Raw genomic sequence first — 22,652 nt, 5'->3', positions numbered from 1 at the left:
ACACGTTCTATATAATTACCAATAAAACAACAGAGAACTAAAATGAAAAAAATACTACCCGCATTAATAACAGGTTTATTACTAAGCACTACAGCGCAAGCAGACGATGGCCCAGTAACAGCACAAAAGCTAAGTGAGCATGTATACGTACTATTTGGGCAAGGCGGCAATATTGCAGCAAGTGTAGGTGATGATGGCATTTATATTATTGATGATCAGTTTGCCAAACTCTCAGATGATATTAAAAAAACCATTAGCGATTTAAAACCAGGCAGTGCAGAGTTTGTTATCAATACTCACCATCATGGCGATCATACCGGTGGCAACGAGAACTTTGCTAAAGCGGGTGCGCACGTTATAGCGCACGACAATGTACACAAACGTTTAGAAGAGCAGCACGGGGAAGGGTCAGACTTTTTACCGCGCATTAGTTTTGGTCACGACTTAAAACTACATTTTAATAACGAACACACCCATGTTGTGCATTACGAACATGCACACACCGATGGCGATTCGGTTATCTTTTTTAGTAACGACAACATAGTGCACATGGGCGACATTTACTTTAATTTTGGCAGCTTACCGTTTGTTGATGTAGATAGCGGCGGCAGCGTTGATGGTATTTTAGCGGCAGTAAACGATGTAGTTAATCAAATTGACGACAACACTAAAGTAATACCAGGACACGGCAAGGTAAGTGACCGTTCAGGACTGATAGCGTATGGTAAGCTAGTTCAAAACGCGAAAGACGTAATGCTAAAAGCAATGCAAAATAATGCAAGCTTAGAGCAAGTACTTAAAGCCGATCCATTGGCTGAGCTGAATCTTGAATACGCAGGCTGGTTACCAAAAGAGAAAGTAACCACACTTTTTTATCGTAGCTTAAAGTAGTACGCGTAACGTAAAAAACATGATACAAAGCTGAGTGTACTTTAACGTACATTCGGCTTTTATTTTCTTATGCCCAAAGGAGTTGTGTATGTCGGCAGAAAAAACCCATCTTGAAATTTGTAACTTAACCAGAGAGCAATATCCGCAAATTAAAACCTTGATGGATCAAGCGTATCCCGACTTAGGCGGTGCGTGGCCAAGTCATACCATTTTTAGATTAATAGACCAATTTCCTGAAGGGCAAATAGGTATTGTAGATGACGGCGTGCTGGTGGGCTTAGCATTAAGCGTGCAGGTTGATTACACGCGCTTTTCAAACCCGCATACATACGAAGATATTGCAGACGGTCACGACCGTGTATTTAGCGATACCGACGGCGATGCGCTATACGGCTTAGATGTTGCTATTAGCGAAAGTCACAGAGGCATGCGTTTAGGTCGTCGCCTTTATGATGCCCGTAAAGAATTGTGCCGCCAATATAACTTACGCGCTATTTTAGCTGGTGGGCGTATCCCGCGTTATTACAATCACAGCAGTGAAATGACGCCAATGGAATACATTGCAAAAGTAGATCAAAAAGAATTATACGATCCTATTTTGAGCTTTCAGTTATCTAACGATTTTCAGGTAAAACGCTTACTTAAAAAGTATTTACCGGAAGATCAAGAGTCCGTTGGTTACGCCACTTTACTTGAGTGGAATAACATCATGTATGAGCCAACCGACACGGTACTTGAGTCAACTAAATCAATCGTGCGTGTAGGTGCTGTGCAATGGCAAATGCGTTGTGTTGAATCGGTTGAAGAAATGCTAAAGCAGGTTGAATACTTTGTAGATACCGTATCTGACTACAAAAGTGACTTTATACTATTCCCTGAGTTTTTTAATGCGCCACTAATGGGGCTAGGGAATCAAAGTAATCAAACAGAAGCGATTCGCTATTTAGCGGAATACACCGAAACATTTAAAAACGCCATGTCGCGTATGGCAATAGAATACAACGCTAATATTATTACCGGCTCTATGCCACTTGCCGAAGATGATAAAATTTATAACGTAAGTTACCTATGCCATCGTAGCGGTAAAATAGACGAGCAACGTAAAATACACATAACCCCGCATGAGCAAAACGATTGGGTTATTCAAGGCGGCGATAAAATTGCAGTGTTTGATACCGATGCCGGCCGTGTAGGTATTCAAATTTGTTACGATGTAGAGTTTCCAGAGCTTTCACGCATATTGGCCAAACAAGGGTTAGATATTCTGTTTGTGCCATTTTGGACTGATACTAAAAACAGTTATTTACGTGTGCGCCACTGTGCACAAGCGCGTGCAATAGAAAACGAATGTTATGTGGTAATTGCAGGTTCGGTGGGTAATTTACCAGAGGTAGAAAGTCTTGATGTGCAGTACTCACAATCGGCGGTATTAACGCCATCGGACTTTTCGTTCCCGCACGATGCAACACTTAACGAAGCCACACCAAACACCGAAATGCTGCTATTTAGTGACCTTGATATGGATAAGCTTAAAATACTTCACAGCGAAGGCACAGTGCGTAATTTAAAAGATCGCCGCGAAGATTTATACGAAGTGATTGTTAAAAAGAGAGACGTTTAATGGCGTGGGTGTACTTAATTATTGCCGGTTTACTTGAAATTGGCTGGCCGATTGGCTTAAAAATTTCGCAAAACGCTGATACTCGCTGGCAAGGTATAGCAATAGCGGTGGTATTCTTAGTCGCTAGTGGTTTTATGTTGTGGCTTGCACAAAGGCAAATATCAATGGGTACCTCATACGCCGTATGGACAGGTATTGGCGCCGCCGGTACGTTTTTAGTGGGAATATTGTTTTATAACGATGCCGCTACATTTGGTCGTATTGCGGGAGTATTAATGATTATTAGCGGTGTGATAACACTTAAAATAAGCTCTTAGAATCAGTTATTAAAGCTATAAAAATTATAACAGCGCAGGTATAAAAGCCTGCGCTTTTTTATGCCCTTAATTCGGCAACATAACCAAAACAGCGGCAATGGCTATGAGTATTAAGCCAGCAGTATCTTGTTTTTTAAGAGGTTGTTTTAACCAAAGAACGGCAATTAGCATGGTAAAAAACACTTCAACCTGTCCAAGTGTTTTAACGTAAGCAACGTGCTGTAAGCTCATTGCACTAAACCAGCCAATAGAACCGACACAACTAAAAACACTAATAGCGGCTGTAGTGCCTTTGTATTGCCACAGTTTACTAAGTGTTTGCGGCTCTTTTAATAATAAATAGCCCAGTAGTATTAGTGTTTGTAAGCTAATTACAAACAGCAAAACCCAAGCTGCTGAGTGAGGAAATAATAATCCTGAATTTAAGCTCGCTTCTCGTACCCACAGCGATGTAAGTGCAAAGCAAGTACCACAAGCCAGTCCTAGTAATGCTGTTTTAGCATTAAAGTGTTTAACGCTTGTTATGCCACTGAGTAGCAATACGGCAATAGCGCCAAAAAACACACCAAGCCAACCGAGCAAAGAAAGTGCCGAGCCAAAAAATAATACACCTAAAATGGCTGCTACTAACGCCTCGCTTTTGGCAAGACCAGCACCTACGGCGTAATTATTCATTTTAAATAACTTAACCATTAAACCAGTGGCAAGTATTTGCATCACACTTGCGCCTACAATAAATCCCCAAAAGGCATTATTAAACGTAGGCATGGCTGTATCTTGATATTGATACAAACCATATAAATACACGCCAGCAATAGGGCCTGCGATAATAAAGCGAGAGAGTGTTACGCCAGCCACACTCACATCGTTACTTAATTTACTTTGCAGGGCATTACGCCATGCTTGCATGAAGGCGGCTAAAAAAGTGAAAAATATCCAGGTCATGGTCGTCATCGTTAAAATGTAAGGCAGTAAAGTTAACAAGCTTTGTGAAGTAAAGCGATGCATTAACTATGATGTTGAATATTCATCATCTGCGACATTATGTCGCATGGGTTTTAGGATAAATTTAGCTATAGTAAGCCTGATGTTATTGTTAGCCGCCAGAGTTTGTCATAAAACGTATCTGGCGGCTTTTTTATTATGCTTATGCTAAATTATCCGAAACATAAAAAGGATAAATTATGACAACATTAGTTGTATGTGCATTACTTGCGGTATTAATGCCTTACTTTGCAAAAGTGCCGGTTGCTATAGCAATGGCAAAATTGGGTCGATACGACAATAAACACCCAAGGGCGCAACAAACAAAATTAACCGGCTTTGGTGCACGGGCGCTCGCTGCTCATCAAAACTGTTTTGAATCGCTTGCTGTTTTTGCTGTCGCTATTGCAGTTGTGCTGGGCACTAACTCTGTAGGTGCAGTGACCGAATCGCTAGCGGTTACGCATATTGTGTCGCGTATTTTGTATTGCGTATTTTACTATATGAACCTAGATATAATTCGCTCATTAGTGTGGTTTATTGGTTTGGGTACAGCCATTGCCATGATTGTGGTGAGTTTGTAGGTTTATATTTTAAAACCACAAAGCAAGCAGCCTAAAAGGGCGCTTGCTTTGTAGTCTTGAACAACTCGTGGCGTTAATGCGATACTTTAATTCGCTCAATTAAATCGGTAGGCGCCACTTCACTATTAATCGCAAAATCTAGTTGTACAAGTACATCTTCAAAACCTGAATCAGATGCTTTATATTTCCATTTTGCTAGCGCCTCTTTCGCTGATTTATCAAAAATATCTTTAGGTTTAGATTGAATAACACTAATGTTTTTTGTTTTACCGTTTGCTGCAATATCGTATTTTAATACAACAGAGCCGCTGATCCCTTGTTGAGCTGCTTGTATTGGGTAAGCAGGTTCAATACGTATTGTCGGTGAAATGTAATCCTCTTTAGTCATTGCTTCTGGTTGCTTTGCAATTGCTAAGCCGCTTAGCATGCTTGCGGCTACAAGTAATAAGCCACCTTTAGCAAACTTTGAACGCTCCCCGCTGTGTTTTATATTAGTTAGTCGTTGTAACATGGTTTTTTTATCTCCGTAGTGTGAATAAGCCATAAGTCCTGTGGGCGCATTTGCCGCGCAGTTTATTAAGGCTTTGCTATATAAAATATGTTGTTGTGTGGTTTTATTGGCAAGTACCCGTTCATCACAAGTCAACTCTTGTAGTCGGCGCATGCTTGCGTAACAAAACCAAGCTAGTGGGTTAAACCAAAGTAAAATAGTAGGTAGTAATATAAGTGCGTTTGTTAGGTTGTCTTTGCGTTTTATGTGTACGTTTTCGTGCTCTAAAATAAGCGCTAATGTGGCTTTATCAAACTGGGTATTGTAGTTACTCGGTAACACCAGCTTGCTGTTTAAAATACCGACCACCATTGGCGTGGCTACATGTTGGCTGGTATAAGTTTTAACATCAGCGGTAAGAGTGCCTTCAAATTGTGTTAACTCAGTTAACTGCAGGCTTTTAACAAAGCGGGTGTGCGTAATAAAGCTAGCTATTAATAACCCTGCGGTAATAAGTACATACATGAGCGCCCAGCTAATACCTACCTCGTTTGTAAAAGATTGGTTGGGGGTGATTAAGTAGTGACTAATATTACTGTTTTGCAGTGGTTTAATTGCGTTTGGTAAATTAGCAATCACCAATGCCGCAGGTAATAGCCATGCTAATTTATATACAAACCGCGAGCCAAGGGCTTTTAAAGCAAATCGCTCGAGTAAAATAAAACCACAAAACAAAATGCTTAATAGTAATTGCTGCTCAATTAACCAATTAAAACCAGTTTGAATAACCATGTTAATCCCTTACTTTTGGTTTTTTTCCCAGTCATCTATAACTTTTTTAAGCTCGTTTATATCTTGCTGAGAAAGCTGCTCCGATTTAGCAAAGCCACTCACAAGTGGCGCAATACGCCCACTAAAAAATCGCTCAATAAAGTTTTGGCTTTCTTTTAAGGTGTAGTCGGCGCGCTCCATACAGGGAGTATAAATATATTGGCGACCTTCTTTTTCAAATGTAAGTGCGCCTTTTTTTACTAGTCGACCTAGCAGGGTTTTAATGGTTTTTTCGTGCCATTGCTTATCGTCGCTTAAGCGCTCAATTATTTGGCTCGCGGTGGCGGGGTAGTTAATCCAAAGTGCGTCGAGCACGTCAAACTCTGCTTTTGATAATTCAATCATTTTATCGCCTACAAGTGTAATCTTTAATTTAAGACTACACCTGTAATCTATTTTTGCAAGTTTATTTTTAACTTTTTGAGATATAGTTAAGTGACTTGGTATTAGATTTTTGAAATATCGTTTTTATTAATTTGTATATATTGGTTTTCAGGTAGGTTTAGCTTTAAAAGGGGGAGGTCACTAAATTGCACTCTAAATAAGTCAATTACTTTGTATCCGCAGTAATGCGCCATTTTACGTATTTGTCTGTTTAGCCCTTGTTTTAAAACAATACTAAACTGATTACTGGCTATTTTATTTACCTCACAAGGCAGGGTTATGTGTTTATCAACGGGTACGCCTGCTGCCATTTTTTTACAAAAATCATCGTCTAAAGGCTTATTTACGGTGACTAAATAATGTTTAGGCTGGTGGAAGTCAGGATGTATTAGTTGATTACAAAAATCCCCATCGTTGGTCAAAATAAGCAAACCGCGAGAGTCTTTATCTAATCGACCAATAGGGTAAACACGGGTGAGTGTGGGCAAATGGTGAATAAGGCTGGCAGGGTCATCAATATTTAATTTACAGTCAATACCTACTGGTTTGTGGTACGCAAAATAAACTAAATCGGCAGCACCTTTAATTTCTTTTTCGTTCACTATTATTGTGTCTTGCTCATCAACGTGATCTATATGATTTGCTGGGCGATTATTTACAGTCACCACACCTTCATCAATTAAACGCGATGCCTGTTTACGAGAGCAAATACCTGCATGGGCAATATATTTAGCGAGTCGAATTTTTGTGATCATAACGTGTGACGCCAGCGGCTAATAAAAATTTGATCGCGATTATAGCAAAGCTGCGTATCGATAATGCTAAATATAAAAAGGTAAACATGATGGGTATTAAATTTTCACAGTTAAAAAAGCACGAACCGCTACAAAAAGTTATTGTTCACTCGTTAGATATGGCGCTTTATCAAGTATCAGTGATGATTAATAACGTTGAATATTATGTAACAGAAGACAGCGGTGAGTTTTTAAGAGCACTCAGCCCACTGCATGTACAAAAGCGTTTTGAAAAAATAGCGTACGCACAGATGATGTTAAGGCAAACAAGCGCTTACGACGAAATGTGCGGCCAGCCGGATAAAACCAGCAGCAATATGCTTGAAGTACCTTATGGTAAAAATAATCTTTATTGATTGAGCTAATTTGCTAGTATCTGCTTTTTAAGGGCGATAAATGTATCAATTAAAAGTAGATAATACCGATGCGTTAAACTCAGCGCTTCGCGCACAAATGGTTGAATTTAACGCCGAGCATTTTGATGCGCAAAGAGTGCCATTAGGCTATAAATTTACTGATGAGCAGGGCGAGCTTGTTGCCGGTACTAGTGGGTGTGTGTTTGGAAACTGGCTGATGATTAGTTGGCTTTGGTGTAGCGATAGTGCGCGAGGTAAAGGGCTTGCAGATAAACTGCTAACGGCACTTGAACAAGCAGCTATTGAGCTAGGTGCTACAACTGCTCAGCTTGATACACTTGATTTTCAAGCAAAACCCTTTTATGAAAAGCGCGGTTATAGTGTTAAGTATCAACTTAATAATTACCCACGCTCAGGTACGCGTTACTTTATGGAAAAACCACTTTAATTTTTGCTGGCTATTTTGCTTTTAGTGGCTCGCCTTCAAAGGTAATACCTAAAAAAGGTGTTGCCTCTGGTGCTAACATAAACGTGCGAATGTTCATATGATCATCCCCTTTAGGGTTTTGCAGCACGTCTTCTCGGTAAAACTTACCAAAACAATCCAACGTATTTTGTTTACTTAAATCGTTTAATTTAGCAAATGCAAAAATTTTACACGAGCCGTTGTTCTCACTCGCAGCGCTAAGTAATCCATGGTTATTAAAGCCACATGCAGTAAAGTCGTAATTTGCTTCTATCACGGCCATTGTATCGGTAAATTGAATGCTTTTTGGGTTTTCAGCAAGTGCTTTTAAATAGTTATTTAGTGTCATGTGTTACCTTTGGGTTTTTAATTATTTAGCGCTCAACTCTAGCTCATCTGTTTGCTGATTTATATTGAATTTAAATCGCGATAAAAAGTTCATTCCTAGCAAACCTTGCCCACGGGTGTTTTCAATGCTTAGCACTTCAAAACCATAAATAATTTGCGAGCCCACTTTAAACGATTCAATTTGATAACGCTTTACAACAATTTGACCATTCGCTGTATTTACCGTTACATCGCCTAAATACAAAGGTCTTGGCGAAATTTGCTTAATAATATTTGTAGGTAGTGAGGTTACGCTTGCGCCTGTATCAATCATTAGTTCGGTCGATAGATTGTTATTTATTTCGGTGTTTATTAAGTAATGCGCGCCGTAAGGCGTTAAAGCAACAAAGTCGTCTTGCGATTGTGCTTTATTGATCATCGCTTGCAGTGTTTGCACTTGGCTTTTTAGATTGTGCTGGTTTGGCATTCGATCAAGGGTTGCTTGTGCGCTAATTAAATCGCCTTGCTGATAGTAGGCATACGCAAGCGGATATAAAAACTGCGCGTTATCGCTTTTATAATCAAGCCAAATTTGTGTTTGCTCAATAATAGCTTGCCAATTTTGTTGCTCAGTTAATGTGTGTAATTCGTTTTGAGTGAGCGTATTTAAACGTGTATTTACATTACTTTGCTGATCAGCAGGCAGTAATGAATTAAGCTCAAATAAAGCAATAATGGCATTTTGTGTTTGCTCGCTATTTATTAAATACTCAACCTGTAAATTAAGTAACTCTACGTTATAAGGGCTGTTATTTAATAGCGCATTGAGAAATGACTCGCTGAGTAATAAATTACTATTTAGCCATGTTTTAAGCTGCACTAGCCACGATGAATAAAGGTTTTTTGCGATTTCTGGATTGCTGTTTTTGAGTTGTTGATAGCTACTAAGTGCGGCTTCAAATTGGTGTTTTTTAAACTGCTGCTTTGCCGTATTTAATAGCGTATTTTGTTGTTTAGGCGATATGCTTTTTTCAGCACCTTGCGTTTTTTGTACTTTGGTAGGCGCGGGCTGCGGCCACAATAAATAAGCGTTAAGGCTAAGTGAGCCAATTAATAGCAAGGTAATTAGCTTGGTATAGTGGCTCATTGTGACCTCTTATTTAATGCAATTGGTATTATTTAATAAAGTGCGTTAAGGCATGAATATTGGTTATTTCAATATCAGCCAGCCCTTTATAAGCATAATTGGCGCCTTGATCGTTTAACCATACCGATTGGCAACCGGCATTATTTGCGCCTTGTACGTCGGTATCTAGGCTATCGCCAATATGTAAAATTTCACTTTTAGCAACGTTTAAGTGCTCGGCGGCTTTATCAAATAAGGTGCTGTGAGGTTTTGCTTTACCGTGCATACCGGCTTGTAACACGAGTTCAAATTTATTGTGTAAGTTAAAGCGTTCAATTTCAACATTACCATTAGTTATAGCAACCAGCGTAAAGTGCTGGGCTAAGTTATCTAGCAGCTTTAGTACGTCGTCGGTTACCACTATTTTACTGCGCGCATCGGCAAAGGCGTTGTAGGCAGCATCGGCATGGTACTCTACCTCTTGCTCGTTCAAATCTAGTTTAGCAAGGGCTAAGCGCAATGTATGTTGGCGCCATTTAGTGACGTTATCAGCAAGTTCAGGTAACTGTAATACGGCTTCATTGCGGCATTGTTGCCAGTATTTTTGGCCTTGGGCTAAGTAGCTAGGGAGCGCGTTTAAATAATCTTGCTGCGCTTTAACCGCTGCTTTTATAATGGGGTGATTGTTGTAAAGAGTGTCGTCTAAATCAAAGCTCATGACAGAAAATGGCTTAATAGCACGATTAAATCGGATCATATTTATTTACCTAATCAGTTCGTTTTTTTGCACGAGGGTGAGTGTTGTCGTACACCTTGGCTAAATGTTGAAAATCTAAATGCGTATACACTTGTGTAGCCGACAAACTGCTGTGCCCTAGTAATTCTTGCACAGCGCGTAAATCACCAGATGATTCTAAAATATGTGACGCAAACGAGTGGCGCAGCTTATGCGGATGAACCTGCGAGCTAATACCTTGTTTTATTCCCCACTCTTGCATGCGTAGGCGCACTTGGCGAATCGAAATACGGTTTTTTTGGCTACTTAAAAATACTGCTATTTGATCGGGCTTTGCAAACTGAGGGCGTATTGTGAGCCATTTTTTTAATGCGTCTAACGCTTTTTTGCCCACCGGAATTAATCGCTCTTTATTACCTTTACCACGCACTAAAATTTCACCATTGGCAGCGCTAATATCTTGCATGTTAGCGCCAACTAACTCGCTTATACGCAGCCCTGATGAATACATTAACTCCATCATTGCTTTATCTCTAATTGCGAGAGGTTCGTCGTCGGGTATTTCGAGCAAGCGTGCCATTTGATCTACATCGAGATTCTTAGGTAGGGGCTTTGCAAACTTAGGGCCTTTTATACCTATTGCCGGATTATGGTAATGCGATTGCTCGGCAATATTTTTTGCTTTTAAAAACTTATATAAGCTGCGAATACAACTGAGCTTTAAGCTAATTGTACGGCCACTTAATTGCTTTGATCGCAGTGCCATGCTGTAGCGGCGAATATGTTCGCCTTGTACGCCAAACCAGTCATCACATAGTTTGCTAAAATAAAGGGCTGCAAAGCCAAGTTGGCTTACGTATTGATTAACTGTGTGCGCTGAATATTGTTTTTCAAACTTTAAATAATCGCTAAATAGCGTTATTGGTGTACGCCAGTGGTCGCTTAGCGCGGTAATATTAGGCGCATCGTCACTCATGCTAGTTTTTGTAACCGCAGGTGTAATGCGTTTATAAAGTCGAGCACAAACAGGTTATCTTGCGCGGGCTCAAAATGGTTTACGTTATTGCTACCAAACGCCAAAATAGCGATAGGGTGCTTGGTGTCGCCAATTAAATAAATAGCGACGGATTGTGTATCTTCACTAAATAATTGTTCGCGCTCTTGTTTATTAATTCGCCCTAAATAATGCCCAGAATGGGTAAGGCGATGCGCAATAAGCTCGTCGTACTCGGGATTATATTTTACTAATTTGCAGTCGTTAACATCTTCACTTGAGCAGATTATATTGCGTAGATTATTTGCAAGAGTGTCAAAGTCGTCATGATTCCAAAGCTGGCGATGACATTGGCTAAACAAACGATATACGAGCTCGTTTTGCGTTGCATGCTTGCTCATAGCATCTATTTGGCTTTTTAAAAGCGTGTTGTGCTCGCGTAATTGACGTTGCTGAATATGTACTAGTGACGTTGCACCTTGAGCTTGCTGTTGCAGCTCAAGTTGTGCGAGTAGCTCGGGGTGATGAACTAAAAAGTCAGGATGTTGCTGTAAGTAATTAATAATCTGCTCTGTACTTAGCTCGCTCATAGTGCTACTTGTCCGTCGAAAACATGCTCTGCGGGACCAGTCATGCGTACCGGGTGACCTTCACCACTCCAGCGCACTTGCAAAGTACCGCCCGGCAAATCTACTTGAACGGTTGTTGATAATTTATTTTGCATATGACCAATCACCATCGCTGCACATGCACCTGTGCCACAGGCTAGGGTTTCGTTAACGCCGCGCTCCCACACTCTTAGCTTAATGTGTTCTTGCGATACAACCTGCATAAAGCCAATGTTCGCTTTTTGGGGAAAGCGTTCATGGTTTTCAAGTAATGGACCCAATATATCAACTTGCGCGGTGGTTACGTCGTCAACCTCTAGCACGCAATGCGGGTTACCCATAGATACCGCGCCACTAAATACAGTGTGTTCTTGCGTTCTAATAATATAAGTAAGCTCGCGTTTGCTGGCTTTTAACGGAATTTTACTTGGCTCAAAATTAGGATGGCCCATGTTAACAGTTACTTGACCGTCTTTTTCTATGTAGAGCGTTAAGTTGCCCGACTTAGTCGATACACTAATTTTGTGCTTGTTAGTAAGGCCTTTCATGCGTACAAAGCGGGCAAAACAGCGTGCGCCGTTACCGCATTGTTCTACTTCGGTACCATCGGCATTAAAAATTCGATAATGAAAGTCGAGATCAGGTGAATATGGTGCTTCAACCATCAGCAATTGGTCAAAGCCAATGCCAAAGTGGCGATCTGCCAGTTTTTTGATTTGGTCTCGCGACAAAAAAACATTTTGTGTAATGTTATCAATCACAACAAAGTCGTTACCTAAGCCGTGCATTTTGGAAAAATTAACTAACATAGCGCTCTAATTCGGTTTTGCTCTGTGCTAATCATGCCACAGAGCAGCTAGTAGACAAAAACGTTTATGGTAAAACTTTCTCACCTTGATAAAGGCTTTCAATAGTTTCGCGTTCACGAATAAGGTGATGCTGCTGACCATCTACCATAATTTCTGCAACACGCGGGCGCGAGTTGTAGTTTGAGCTCATTGTAAAGCCATATGCACCCGCACTTCGTTGTGCAAGTAAATCGCCTTGTTTGAGTGCAAGTTCGCGGTCTTTTCCTAAAAAGTCGCCGGTTTCGCACACCGGACCCACAATATCAAAGTTGTGAGTAGGTGTTTCGTCGTCGCGAACGGATACCGGAATAATTTTTTGCCACGCTTGATAAAGCGCAGGGCGAAGCATATCGTTCATACCAGCATCTACAATTGCAAAAAACTTGTCTTGGTTTTGTTTGATAAATTCAACTTGAGTGACCAAAATACCTGCGTTAGCTGCAATAGCGCGCCCTGGTTCAAAAATAAGTTCAAGATGTTTGTAGTTAGCTAAGCGTTCGGTAACTTGCGCTGCATATTCACTTGGGTGTGGTGGTTGCTCGTTGTCGTATGGCACACCTAAACCGCCGCCAATATCTAAATGAGTTAGCTCAATACCGTTAGTTTTTAGCTCATCAATAAGCGCCATTAATTTATCAAGGGCTTCTAAAAAAGGTCTAACTTGCGTTAATTGAGAGCCAATATGGCAATCGACACCAATTACTTTTAAACCAGGTAAAGCCGCTGCTTGTTGATAAACACTCACTGCTGTTTGAATATCAATACCAAATTTATTTTCTTTTAAACCGGTAGAAATATACGGATGTGTTTTTGCATCTATGTCTGGGTTTACGCGAATAGAAATAGGCGCTTCTAGGTTAAGCTCGCAAGCCACTTCAGAAATACGCTCAAGCTCAGACGCCGACTCTACATTAAAACATTTAATGCCCAGTTTTAATGCGTAAGCTATTTCGTCAGACGTTTTAGCCACGCCTGAAAAAACCACTTTAGAAGCATCGCCTCCCGCTTTAATTACACGCGCTAGTTCACCTTTAGATACAATATCGAAACCCGATCCTAAGCGCGCTAATATATTAAGTACGGCAATATTTGAGTTTGCTTTTACAGCGTAACATACCAAGCTTTTATGATTTTTAGTGGCGTTAGCAAATGCTAAGTAATGGCGCTCAAATGTAGCACGCGAGTATACATAACACGGCGTGCCGTATTGCTGCGCTATGCTTGCTACGCTGACGTCTTCGGCAAATAATTGGTTGTTTTTGTAGTTAAAATAATCCATTTATTGCTCCTGACTTTGCGATGCTTTAGCTTGCTCAGCGGTAGTGGCTGGTTTAGCTGTATTTTGAGGTTGGTTTTGCTCTGTTTGTTGCTCTGGTAAATATAACGGACCGCTTTGTCCGCAGCCAGCTAAGGCGCTTAACAGTACAGTGCTTATTAATAGTCTTTTTAATTGTAAGGTATGTGTCGCTTTCATTAGATTAATACGGTTGCTGGCTTTATAATCGCAGAGTAACAGAATATCTAAAAAATGCAGCTATTCGCGGATGATTTTATTCCTGTTACACTAGCTGCACATTTTTAAAGCTAATTTAAAGCTAAAACGTACCCAATATTAGGCGGCTCGCCTGCAAAGGAAATAACAATGACTGAACACGAATATCACCAATTAGCCGAAGCTCTTATGTTCACTATTGAAGAGCAGGTTGATGATTGCGAAGCTGATTTAGATTATGAATCGGCACAAGGTATTTTAGAAATTATTTTTCCTGATAAAAGTAAAATAGTGATCAATAAGCAAGCACCTCTTCATCAAGTATGGGTTGCGACTAAGTTTAACGGACATCATTTTGAAATGCGTGATGGGTTATGGATTGATAACCGCTCTGGCGCTGAATTTTGGGCGTTTATAAATGAAGCCTCAACTCGCCAAGCAGGCCAAGAAGTTAAGTGGCAATCATCACTATGAGTTTAGAATTTGTAGAATATGCAGCCCAAAGTGAACACAAAGCAACGGTTATTTGGTTACATGGTTTAGGTGACTCTGGGGATGGTTTTGCGCCAGTAGCCCCACAGCTAAATTTACCAAGCGAGCTTGGTATACGGTTTATTTTTCCGCATGCGCCAGTGCAACCGGTCACCATAAATGGTGGCATGGAAATGCGCTCTTGGTACGATATTAAGTCTATAGAATTAGATAAGCGTGCCGATGAACAAGGCGTAAGAGATTCTGCTGCAAAGGTAGAAGAGTTAATTAATAAAGAAATTGCTAATGGCATTCCTGCTAATAAAATAATTTTAGCTGGTTTTTCTCAAGGTGGTGTTGTGTCTTTGCATTTAGCGCCGCGCTTTGAGCAAAAGCTTGGGGGTGTTATGGCGCTTTCTACTTATATGTGTGTGCCACACAAATTTGCTGATGAAGCAAAACATACTGATTTAAACGTATTTATGGCTCATGGTAGCCAAGATAACGTTGTACCGCACAGTGCGGGTAGAAATGCGTTTGAAGTATTAACAGCACATAACATGGATGTAAGCTGGCAAGAATATCCAATGGCTCATCAAGTTTGCGCAGAAGAATTGCAAGCTATTCGCCAATGGTTAATTGCTCGTTTAAGCTAATTTTGGAACCGCTGAGGTCAATATGAGTCAAAAAATAGTTATAAAAGCAAATGTTAAACGCGAATTACAACAGAGCGTACCAACGGTAAGCTACGAGTGGAATTGGCGTCGTATTGTGAGTATTGCTATGTTGGTATTAATGACCTCTGCAGCAGTTGTTTATGGCTTAACCACCTCTGTTAATGCAGAGCAAGGTGAGCACCCAAATGAGCAGGAACAATTCTTAAGTTTCAGCAGTAACGCTGAAAACCAAACAAGCGATGAGGTAATGGATGTTGAGCCTCAATCATCAGTAAACAATACCCCAGCTGAGTCTGCAGAGGTAACTCAAGCGAGTATTGAACCTTTGTTAGCTGAGCAAAATGAGACTCAACTAAGCATTTCAAGTAATACACCTGCCGAAGTAGACCTTGTAAATAATCCCCCGGCTTTGTTGGCTAACAACGATATTGTTACTGATCAAAGCGAAAGTATTAATACAGAGTTAAACTCAAACCTTGATAATGATGTGCAAGAAGAAACCGCAGAAGCCCAAAACGTAACTGAGCCTGCAAGTCAAAGTGACTTACTTTTAGAGTTAGAAAGTGATGATGGCGCATTGAGTGGCACTGAAGGTTTTTCCTCTACAGCACATGTGGCAAGTGTGGCATTGGGGGCGCAAATAGACACGGGTAAAATTAGTCGCGCGGTACTTACTCGTAAAGTAAGTAAGCGTGAGCCTACTAATGTGTTTGCTGCTGATATTAGGTTAAGCCAGTTTGAGGAAGGGTTATCGTTTTTTAGCGAGATTAAAAACCTTCAAGGCCAGCAAGTTAAGCATGTTTGGTCGTTTGAAGGTGAAACGATGGCTGAAATTACACTTAATGTTACTTCGCCTCGTTACAGAACGTACTCAACAAAAAATATAATGAACACACAAACAGGTCATTGGCGTGTTGATGTAGTTGATGAGCAAGGTAATTTAATTGCCCAAAAAGAATTTAGAATTTTAGCTGACTAAAACTGGCTAAACGCAGTAATTAATTGGATACCCCTATGACAGAAAAAACAAAATTAGTACGCATCGCAACGCGCAAAAGCGCTCTAGCACTTTGGCAGGCCGAATTTGTAAAAGCAGAGCTTGAGCGTTTTCATGCAGATGTGCGCGTAGAATTAGTCCCAATGTCGACGCAAGGGGATATAATTTTAGATACGCCATTGGCTAAAATTGGCGGTAAAGGCTTATTTGTTAAAGAGCTAGAGCAAGCCATGCTAGATGGCCGAGCTGACATTGCCGTACATTCTATGAAAGATGTGCCAGTAGAGTTTCCTCAAGGGCTAGCACTGCATACTATTTGTGAGCGTGAGGATCCACGCGATGCGTTTGTATCAAACAATTTTGCAAATTTAAGTGCCCTACCACAAGGCGCTATTGTTGGTACTTCGAGCCTGCGCCGCCAGTGCCAAATTAAGGCACTTCGCCCTGATTTAGATATTCGTGATTTACGCGGCAATGTAAATACGCGTTTAGGTAAATTAGATGACGGCCAATATGATGCTATTATTTTAGCGGCTGCAGGGCTTATTCGTTTAGAAATGGAGTCGCGTATTGCTGACTACATTGAGCCAGAAGTGTCATTACCAGCAAATGGTCAAGGCGCTGTAGGTATTGAATGTCGTATTGATGATGAAGTAACCAAAGCATTACTTGCACCACTTGAGCATACACAAACACGTATTCGCGTAAACGCAGAGCGTTCGATGAATCGCTATTTAGAAGGTGGTTGCCAAGTTCCTATTGGTGCTTATGCATTGGTTGATGGCGAACAAGTGCATTTACGTGGTTTAGTTGGTGCTGTTGATGGCAGCGAAATTTTACGTGACGAAGTAACAGGCCATGTAAATGACGCAGAAAAACTAGGTATTGAGCTTGCTAAAAAATTACTAGCTCAAGGTGCAGACAAAATATTAGCTGAAGTTTATAGAGACGCATAAATGACACATATTCTGATAACTCGGCCCGAAGGAAAAGGCGCAGCCCTTGCACAGCAACTTGAGCAAGCGGGTTATCAGGCGTCTTTATTTCCGGTATTAAAAATAACGCATTTAACACCCTCCAGCACTGAGCTTAGTCCGCTATTAAATGCAGATAAAATAATATTTATCTCGCAAGATGCAGTCAGTGCACTTTCGCAATTAAAACCAGATATAAATACCAAAGCGCAGTTTTATGCGGTTGGACAACAAACAGCCGATGTTATATATGAGCAATTTGGTGTGCGCGCAGCAGTACCAAAGCAGTATGATTCAGAAGGGTTACTTGCGCTTAAATCACTCGCCGAGGTGGGTGGCTGTAATATAGTATTAGTTAAGGGCCAAGGTGGCCGCCCTGAGTTAGCTAAAACGCTCAAAGAGCGCGGTGCTTTTTTAAATAATTGTGTTGTGTACAAACGTGAACCGACAGAGAGTATCACCTCTAACTGGACAGACCACTGGAAAAGCCAGAATGTACACGGTATAGTCATAACAAGTAATGCAGCAGTTGATGCTATATTTAAAAGCCTTACTGCACACCAACTACAATGGTTACAACAGTGCCGATTTTATGTTGCCAGCGAGCGTATAGCCGCTTATTTAAAGCTGCAACAGGTAAGTTCGGCTAATATACACATTGCAGCAGGGGCTAGCGATAATGCTATGTTTACCTGCATAAATCAGCAAGGTAGCAACATGAGCGAACAGTCAAAGCCAGTAACGGTAGAAAAAGCCACACCAACAATAGCTAACACGACCTCTGCTAAATCAACTAAGCAAGAGCCTACAGCTACAAAAAATACGGCAGACAAAAGTAAACAAAAAATAAGTAAGGTTGCAGTACTTGCGCTTCTTATTTCGTTAATTGTGGCCTCTGGTGTTGGATACGAGTTTTATCAAAAATTAAATGCTGGTAAGGCGCAAAACTTAGCCGTTAATGAGTTAAGCGAGCAAAATAAGTTACTCACCCAGGAGCTGCAAGCACTTAAATCGGCGCAATCTAATTTGCAACAAGCGCTGTTTAATAGTGAAGAAAAAGTTGCCGCAGCCCTAAATGAAAGTGCAGTTCAAAATCAGCAAGAACTAAAAGCGGCTTTGCAAAAGGCGCAGCAACAAGGCTCATCGTTAAACCCGCAAGAAGTAACCAGCTTACAGCGTATGGCTGAGTTTAAACTATGGGCTGAAAAAGACTACCAAGGCACTAGTGCTGTTTTAAAGCGCTTAGATGGATTACTTAGTGAGCATCCAGGAACAGTTGAAGTTCGCCAAGCGATTATGCAAGATATACAAACACTTGATAGCCTTAAACCTGTTGCAACAGAGGCTATTTATTTACAGCTAAACAGTGTACTAAGCAGTATTGACGACTTAGTTTTTAATGCAGTTAATTTACCAGAAGAAGCAGCTACAATAGATGAAAATGCTTTAAGTGGTGATGTGAGTGATTGGCAGCAAAACTTGAGTAATAGCTGGAATAAAATTGTGGATAGCTTTATTACTATTCGTCAGCACGAGGGTGTTTCCATTGAGCCATTACTTACGGATCGAGAGCGCCATTTAATAAATCAACGAATCAAGCTTAATATAACTCAGGCACAAGATGCACTTATGAGTAAGCAGGCGAGTATTTTCTTTAGCGCCTTAAGTGAAGCAAAACGTTTAGTTGGTGAGTACTTTAAGCAAGACGATGATACAACTAAAACGGTACTTAAAGCGTTGTCTAAACTTGAAAAAGAGCAGCTTAACTTTAATCCAAAAGTAACCTTAAACAGTACACAAAAGGTTAAGGAGTGGGCGCAATGATAGGGCTAATTATTTTAATTGTAGCTATTGTTGTTGTACTAGCGGTTACTCCATTCGTTCTAGATGAAAAAGGTTATGTACTTATTTCATTTAACAATACGACGATAGAAGGCACGATAGTATCGTTTTGTATAATGGCAGTCATTACCGCTGTTGTTTTATATTTAACATATAAGTTAATTCGTTATTTATTATCGATTTATCATAATACTAAGCATGGCTTTTTTGCACGTAGCCAAGAGCGCAAACAAGCAGCTATTGAGCAGGCTCTTTGGAGTGCTATTAATGATGATTACGAGCACGTAGAACAGGCTTTATCGGGTAATAGCGTACCAGATAAGTTTGAAGATATTCGCTTAGCATTACTTGCAAAAGCAGCGCTTGCTAATAATCAAACAGATAAAGCACTTGAGCGTTTATTTGAAATAAGCCCAGAGCATCAATTAAAAGTAGCAAAGCTATGGTTGGCAAGTGGCGATAGTGGCGCAATTGAATCACAAATGCGTATTAGCGCAGAAGCTAAAAAAGCCACCGCACTTGAGTTAAAACTTTATGCAGAAATATTAGTACAGCAACAACACTTTAGTGCGCTGGAAGACTTTTTGCCGCGTTTACTGCGCAAAAAAGCACTTACTGATGCACAGTGGACGCAGTTATTTAGTGCTTATTTTAGTGCGTTAGATGCAGACAAGCTGAGTGAAAAATATAAACAGCTGCCTAAAAAGCTGCAAGCTCATGCCCACACCGCATATTTAATGCAAATGGCGCAAGCAGGTCAATTGGCTGTTATTGAAAGTGACTTAATTAAAATGGTTAAGCACAATGAGCAACACTTAGAGCTTGCCAATATATTAAGTAAAGCAACAGCAGCCGATGCAGCTAAGTTGCAAATAAGCATTCAAGAACGGCTTAAGAAGGATGATTCAAATAATTCACTATTACTTGCGCTAGCTTGCCTTGCTAATGCTAAGGGTGATTATGACTTAGCAGCTAGAATATTTGATAAAGCACTGAATAGTGAAAATAAAAAACAGTTCTCTGAACAAGCTGTGTTGAGTTATAAAAATAGTGCACAGGCAGAAAAGGCGCTCGTTTTATATCAATAAATGACTACACTATAACTACTTAGCATTTTTTGTAGTTCAGGAGCACAAGCTTTGAGAAAGTTTTTAATATTAACCCTTAGCTTGGCTTGTGCTTACTTCTTTACAGGATACTTTAGCAACTCACTTCTTTCTGTAGATGGCTATGCGGTCGCCTCCTGGCCGCCCTCAGGAATTGCTTTAGCGAGCTTTTTAATTTGGGGACGTAAGTCATTTATTGGCCTTATTATTGGGGCTTTTTGTACTAACTTAATTCATCTTGAACGCACCGTAGATATTTTTCATTTTATTGTGCTTTTACAAGCTATAGGCATTACTTTAGCCTCTGTTTTACAGGCTTGGATTGGCCGACAAATTATAGTGAATGTTATAAAAGCGCCGTTGGATTTATCTTCTTTAAAACACAGTGTTCAAAGCTTAATAGTAGCGGGGCCAATATGTTGTGTTATTGCTGCAGGTGTAGGAACAAGTTTATTAGCATTGAATAATGTGATTCCGACCAATGCTATTTTTGATAACTTTATAGCATGGTGGATTGGCGACAGTATTGGCGTACTTATATTTACACCTTTAGTACTCGCCGCTTTTAATTACACACAAGTACGCCACCGTATGCTGGTAATTTTACCCTCGCTATTAATTTACATACTGATCAGCGTTAGTTTTTATGGCGCTGCTAGTGTTAAAAAAGAAAAAGATATTCAAAAGCAAGAAGCCAAAATACTTTCTGTGCAAAATGCTATAAGCCAAAAGCTCGATGGTATTACTGCTCATTTAGGCTTATTAGCTACATATTTTGCTAGTAGTAGTGACGTGGATTTTAAAGAGTTTAAACAATTTACTTCAAAGCAGTTGGGCTACAGCCAAGAAATTCTGGCTTTTGAATGGATACCTTATATACCAGCAAATAAACTCGCAGATTTTGAAACACATGAAAATCCAGCCACAGGCAAACCTCTATATATAAAAGAAAAGTCACTAGATGGAGCTTGGCAACCAGCAGGTACGCGTAGTAATTACTTTCCAGTAAAGTACGTATATCCCTTAAAAGGTAATGAAGATGTTTTAGGGTTTGATTTAGCTTCTAGTAAAGTAAGAGGTGCAGCGCTTAGCAAAGCGAAAGAGCTTAATGAACTTGCACTAAGTGAGCCAATTAACTTGGTCCAAAATACAGCCGAACACGGTGTGCTTTTTTTATATCCTGTTTTTAGAGAGTCCTCTACCGAAGATGATTTTCAAGGCTTTGTGGCAGCGATAGTCAGTCTGAAACGCTTATCGCAAACACTATTATTTGATCACAACAACTCAATTTCAGCTAGTTTTTTTGATACAACGGTATCAGGGAAAAAGCAGGCAATTTATATTGCAGATACCGCTAATTCGCAAGCGCTATTTAAAGAATATCAATTGTTAATTGGCAAACGCATGTGGCAGGTTGAGTTATATGAGCCAATAGTTAGAACGTCTTGGTTAGTATATTGGCTTGCACAAATAGTAGGTATGTTGTTTGTGTGGTTACTGATTACATTTTTGATTTCAGTTACTGGTACAAACATACAAATTCGCGAACAAGTGGCCAAGCAAACACATACACTACGCAAAGAAAAACAAAAAGCAGATGAAGCGAGTCATATAAAGGGGCAGTTTTTAGCAAACATGAGCCACGAAGTCCGCACCCCTATTAACGGTATAAAAGGGCTGCATTATTTAGCGCTCCAGCAAAACGATTGGCAACAAGCTAGAAGTTACATAGAGCAAGCAGATGGGGCACTTGGTGTTTTACTGAGGGTATTAAACGATGTGCTCGACTTTTCAAAAATGGAAGCAGGCAAGCTAGACTTAATGCAAGAGCCTATTAATGTAGCGAGTTTAGCTGATGAAATGCTTAATTTACTTCAATTTGAGGCTGATATTAAATCAATAAAGTTAAGTCTCGATTTTGATAAAACATCAAATTTGGTCATTAATACCGATCCAATCCGCTTAAAACAAGTGCTGCTGAACCTGCTCAATAATGCGGTTAAATTTACAGGGGAAGGTGAAATCACTCTGAAAATTTGGCAATCGAAAAAAATGACTTATTTTAGTATTAACGATACGGGTATTGGTATTAGTAGCGAAGCACAAAAACAATTGTTTAAACCGTTTGCACAAGCTGATAGCTCAACCTCACGCCAATATGGTGGTACAGGCTTAGGATTAAGTATTTGCAAAAAACTGGTTGAGTTAATGGGTGGTGCAATTGATTTAGTTAGTTATGAAGGTAAAGGCTCTACATTTACATTTAGTTTGCCGCTAATATCGCCTTTACCAAAGGCAGAGCAAATTCAGCAGCAATACAACGAAATAGACGTAAGTACATTATCATTTACAGGCTATAAATTACTTTTAGTAGAAGATAATCCACTTAATCAGCATGTTGCTAATGCTATTTTAAAAACGAAAGGCTGTATTGCCGACATTGCTAACGATGGTTTTGAGGCCATAGAAAAGCTAGCCGAAAATAGCTACGACATTGTTCTTATGGATATTCAAATGCCAAAAATGGATGGACTCAAAGCAACAAAAGTAATTCGCCGTGATTTAGAGTTAATTGATTTACCCATAATAGGGCTATCGGCGAACGCCCATGACGAGGACGTTAAAAAGGCACTAGCCTGTGGAATGAATGGTTATATTACCAAACCTATTGATGCAAATACGCTTTTTAAAACTCTTTGGCATCACTTATCAGGAAAATAAGCTGTATCATTTTTT

General features: G+C 40.1%; 25 protein-coding genes. 13 read left to right on the top strand and 12 right to left on the bottom strand.

Annotated elements, in window-relative coordinates; all coding sequences use genetic code 11:
- The first annotated feature begins 42 nt into the window (after positions 1–42).
- The 3 genes from H5117_RS11760 (at position 43) to H5117_RS11750 (ending at position 2,829) form a co-directional block, all read left to right on the top strand.
- A complete protein-coding gene (locus H5117_RS11760; RefSeq protein WP_182737987.1) occupies positions 43–891 on the top strand; it encodes an MBL fold metallo-hydrolase in 849 nt (282 codons plus the stop codon).
- Positions 892–979: 88 nt separating this feature from the next.
- Positions 980–2,512 (top strand): bifunctional GNAT family N-acetyltransferase/carbon-nitrogen hydrolase family protein, encoded by a 1,533-nt coding sequence (locus tag H5117_RS11755; protein WP_024595458.1) that lies wholly within the window; start codon positions 980–982, stop codon positions 2,510–2,512.
- The gene (locus H5117_RS11750; RefSeq protein ID WP_002962354.1) at positions 2,512–2,829 is read left to right on the top strand and encodes a multidrug efflux SMR transporter; all 318 of its coding nucleotides are present in this window, start codon (positions 2,512–2,514) and stop codon (positions 2,827–2,829) included. The genes H5117_RS11755 and H5117_RS11750 overlap by 1 nt, the downstream gene beginning before the upstream one ends.
- A gap of 66 nt (positions 2,830–2,895) precedes the next feature.
- Here H5117_RS11750 and H5117_RS11745 read toward each other — a convergent pair whose 3' ends face one another.
- Positions 2,896–3,774, bottom strand: coding sequence for a DMT family transporter (locus tag H5117_RS11745; protein ID WP_182696179.1), 879 nt, complete (start codon positions 3,772–3,774; stop codon positions 2,896–2,898).
- Positions 3,775–4,013: 239 nt separating this feature from the next.
- Between H5117_RS11745 and H5117_RS11740 the strand changes: the two genes are divergently transcribed.
- The gene (locus H5117_RS11740; RefSeq protein ID WP_182692774.1) at positions 4,014–4,397 is read left to right on the top strand and encodes an MAPEG family protein; all 384 of its coding nucleotides are present in this window, start codon (positions 4,014–4,016) and stop codon (positions 4,395–4,397) included.
- 73 nt (positions 4,398–4,470) lie between these two features.
- On the opposite strand, the gene H5117_RS11735 is transcribed toward H5117_RS11740, so the two are convergent.
- From H5117_RS11735 to H5117_RS11725, 3 genes are all read right to left on the bottom strand, one after another.
- Entirely contained in the window at positions 4,471–5,679 is a 1,209-nt protein-coding gene (locus H5117_RS11735; RefSeq protein ID WP_182737985.1) for a TonB family protein, read from the bottom strand.
- 9 nt (positions 5,680–5,688) lie between these two features.
- The gene (locus H5117_RS11730) at positions 5,689–6,063 is read right to left on the bottom strand and encodes a BlaI/MecI/CopY family transcriptional regulator (protein WP_007377323.1); all 375 of its coding nucleotides are present in this window, start codon (positions 6,061–6,063) and stop codon (positions 5,689–5,691) included.
- Positions 6,064–6,164: 101 nt separating this feature from the next.
- Positions 6,165–6,857, bottom strand: coding sequence for a pseudouridine synthase (locus H5117_RS11725; protein ID WP_182737982.1), 693 nt, complete (start codon positions 6,855–6,857; stop codon positions 6,165–6,167).
- Positions 6,858–6,946: 89 nt separating this feature from the next.
- On the opposite strand from H5117_RS11725, the gene H5117_RS11720 reads away from it, so the two are divergent.
- Together H5117_RS11720 and H5117_RS11715 are read left to right on the top strand one after the other, a co-directional pair.
- Complete coding sequence (locus H5117_RS11720; RefSeq protein ID WP_002961002.1) at positions 6,947–7,252, top strand: DUF6482 family protein; 306 nt, start codon at positions 6,947–6,949, stop codon at positions 7,250–7,252.
- Positions 7,253–7,292: 40 nt separating this feature from the next.
- The gene (locus H5117_RS11715) at positions 7,293–7,700 is read left to right on the top strand and encodes a GNAT family N-acetyltransferase (protein WP_182696175.1); all 408 of its coding nucleotides are present in this window, start codon (positions 7,293–7,295) and stop codon (positions 7,698–7,700) included.
- Positions 7,701–7,710: 10 nt separating this feature from the next.
- On the opposite strand, the gene H5117_RS11710 is transcribed toward H5117_RS11715, so the two are convergent.
- The 8 genes from H5117_RS11710 to H5117_RS11675 all read right to left on the bottom strand — a co-directional run bounded on the left by H5117_RS11710 (position 7,711) and on the right by H5117_RS11675 (position 13,831).
- On the bottom strand, positions 7,711–8,067 hold the full coding sequence (locus H5117_RS11710) for a HopJ type III effector protein (protein ID WP_002960998.1): 357 nt from the start codon (positions 8,065–8,067) through the stop codon (positions 7,711–7,713).
- 21 nt (positions 8,068–8,088) lie between these two features.
- Positions 8,089–9,192 (bottom strand): retroviral-like aspartic protease family protein, encoded by a 1,104-nt coding sequence (locus tag H5117_RS11705; protein ID WP_182737978.1) that lies wholly within the window; start codon positions 9,190–9,192, stop codon positions 8,089–8,091.
- Positions 9,193–9,220: 28 nt separating this feature from the next.
- A complete protein-coding gene (locus H5117_RS11700; protein ID WP_182737975.1) occupies positions 9,221–9,928 on the bottom strand; it encodes an HAD-IA family hydrolase in 708 nt (235 codons plus the stop codon).
- Positions 9,929–9,938: 10 nt separating this feature from the next.
- Positions 9,939–10,883: a tyrosine recombinase XerC gene (locus tag H5117_RS11695; RefSeq protein WP_182737973.1), complete on the bottom strand. Its 945-nt coding sequence runs from the start codon at positions 10,881–10,883 to the stop codon at positions 9,939–9,941.
- Positions 10,880–11,491 (bottom strand): DUF484 family protein, encoded by a 612-nt coding sequence (locus tag H5117_RS11690; RefSeq protein WP_182696170.1) that lies wholly within the window; start codon positions 11,489–11,491, stop codon positions 10,880–10,882. The genes H5117_RS11695 and H5117_RS11690 overlap by 4 nt, the downstream gene beginning before the upstream one ends.
- Positions 11,488–12,318 (bottom strand): diaminopimelate epimerase, encoded by an 831-nt coding sequence (gene dapF / locus H5117_RS11685; protein ID WP_002960987.1) that lies wholly within the window; start codon positions 12,316–12,318, stop codon positions 11,488–11,490. Before dapF ends, H5117_RS11690 begins: the two co-directional genes overlap by 4 nt.
- Positions 12,319–12,382: 64 nt before the next feature.
- The gene (lysA, locus tag H5117_RS11680; protein ID WP_002960983.1) at positions 12,383–13,636 is read right to left on the bottom strand and encodes a diaminopimelate decarboxylase; all 1,254 of its coding nucleotides are present in this window, start codon (positions 13,634–13,636) and stop codon (positions 12,383–12,385) included.
- Positions 13,637–13,831, bottom strand: coding sequence for an LPS translocon maturation chaperone LptM (locus H5117_RS11675; protein ID WP_024594615.1), 195 nt, complete (start codon positions 13,829–13,831; stop codon positions 13,637–13,639).
- 168 nt (positions 13,832–13,999) lie between these two features.
- On the opposite strand from H5117_RS11675, the gene cyaY reads away from it, so the two are divergent.
- From cyaY to H5117_RS11640, 7 genes are read left to right on the top strand one after another with little or no spacing between them, the layout of a single operon-like run.
- Complete coding sequence (gene cyaY / locus H5117_RS11670; RefSeq protein WP_002960979.1) at positions 14,000–14,323, top strand: iron donor protein CyaY; 324 nt, start codon at positions 14,000–14,002, stop codon at positions 14,321–14,323.
- On the top strand, positions 14,320–14,976 hold the full coding sequence (locus H5117_RS11665; protein ID WP_002960978.1) for an alpha/beta hydrolase: 657 nt from the start codon (positions 14,320–14,322) through the stop codon (positions 14,974–14,976). Before cyaY ends, H5117_RS11665 begins: the two co-directional genes overlap by 4 nt.
- Positions 14,977–14,998: 22 nt before the next feature.
- Positions 14,999–15,976, top strand: a complete 978-nt coding sequence (locus H5117_RS11660; RefSeq protein ID WP_182737971.1) for a DUF2914 domain-containing protein — start codon at positions 14,999–15,001, stop codon at positions 15,974–15,976.
- A 35-nt stretch (positions 15,977–16,011) separates the two neighbouring features.
- Complete coding sequence (gene hemC / locus H5117_RS11655) at positions 16,012–16,950, top strand: hydroxymethylbilane synthase (RefSeq protein ID WP_138489810.1); 939 nt, start codon at positions 16,012–16,014, stop codon at positions 16,948–16,950.
- A complete protein-coding gene (locus H5117_RS11650; RefSeq protein ID WP_182737968.1) occupies positions 16,951–18,792 on the top strand; it encodes a uroporphyrinogen-III synthase in 1,842 nt (613 codons plus the stop codon). It begins immediately after the preceding gene.
- The gene (locus tag H5117_RS11645) at positions 18,789–19,898 is read left to right on the top strand and encodes a heme biosynthesis HemY N-terminal domain-containing protein (protein ID WP_182737965.1); all 1,110 of its coding nucleotides are present in this window, start codon (positions 18,789–18,791) and stop codon (positions 19,896–19,898) included. Before H5117_RS11650 ends, H5117_RS11645 begins: the two co-directional genes overlap by 4 nt.
- Before the next feature lie 51 nt (positions 19,899–19,949).
- Positions 19,950–22,637, top strand: a complete 2,688-nt coding sequence (locus H5117_RS11640) for a CHASE domain-containing protein (RefSeq protein WP_182712539.1) — start codon at positions 19,950–19,952, stop codon at positions 22,635–22,637.
- Positions 22,638–22,652 lie beyond the last annotated feature (15 nt).

It is taken from the genome of Pseudoalteromonas sp. SG45-1 (genome assembly GCF_014164135.1).
GTDB lineage: Bacteria > Pseudomonadota > Gammaproteobacteria > Enterobacterales > Alteromonadaceae > Pseudoalteromonas > Pseudoalteromonas distincta.
This window is presented reverse-complemented; position numbering and strand designations above follow the sequence as displayed.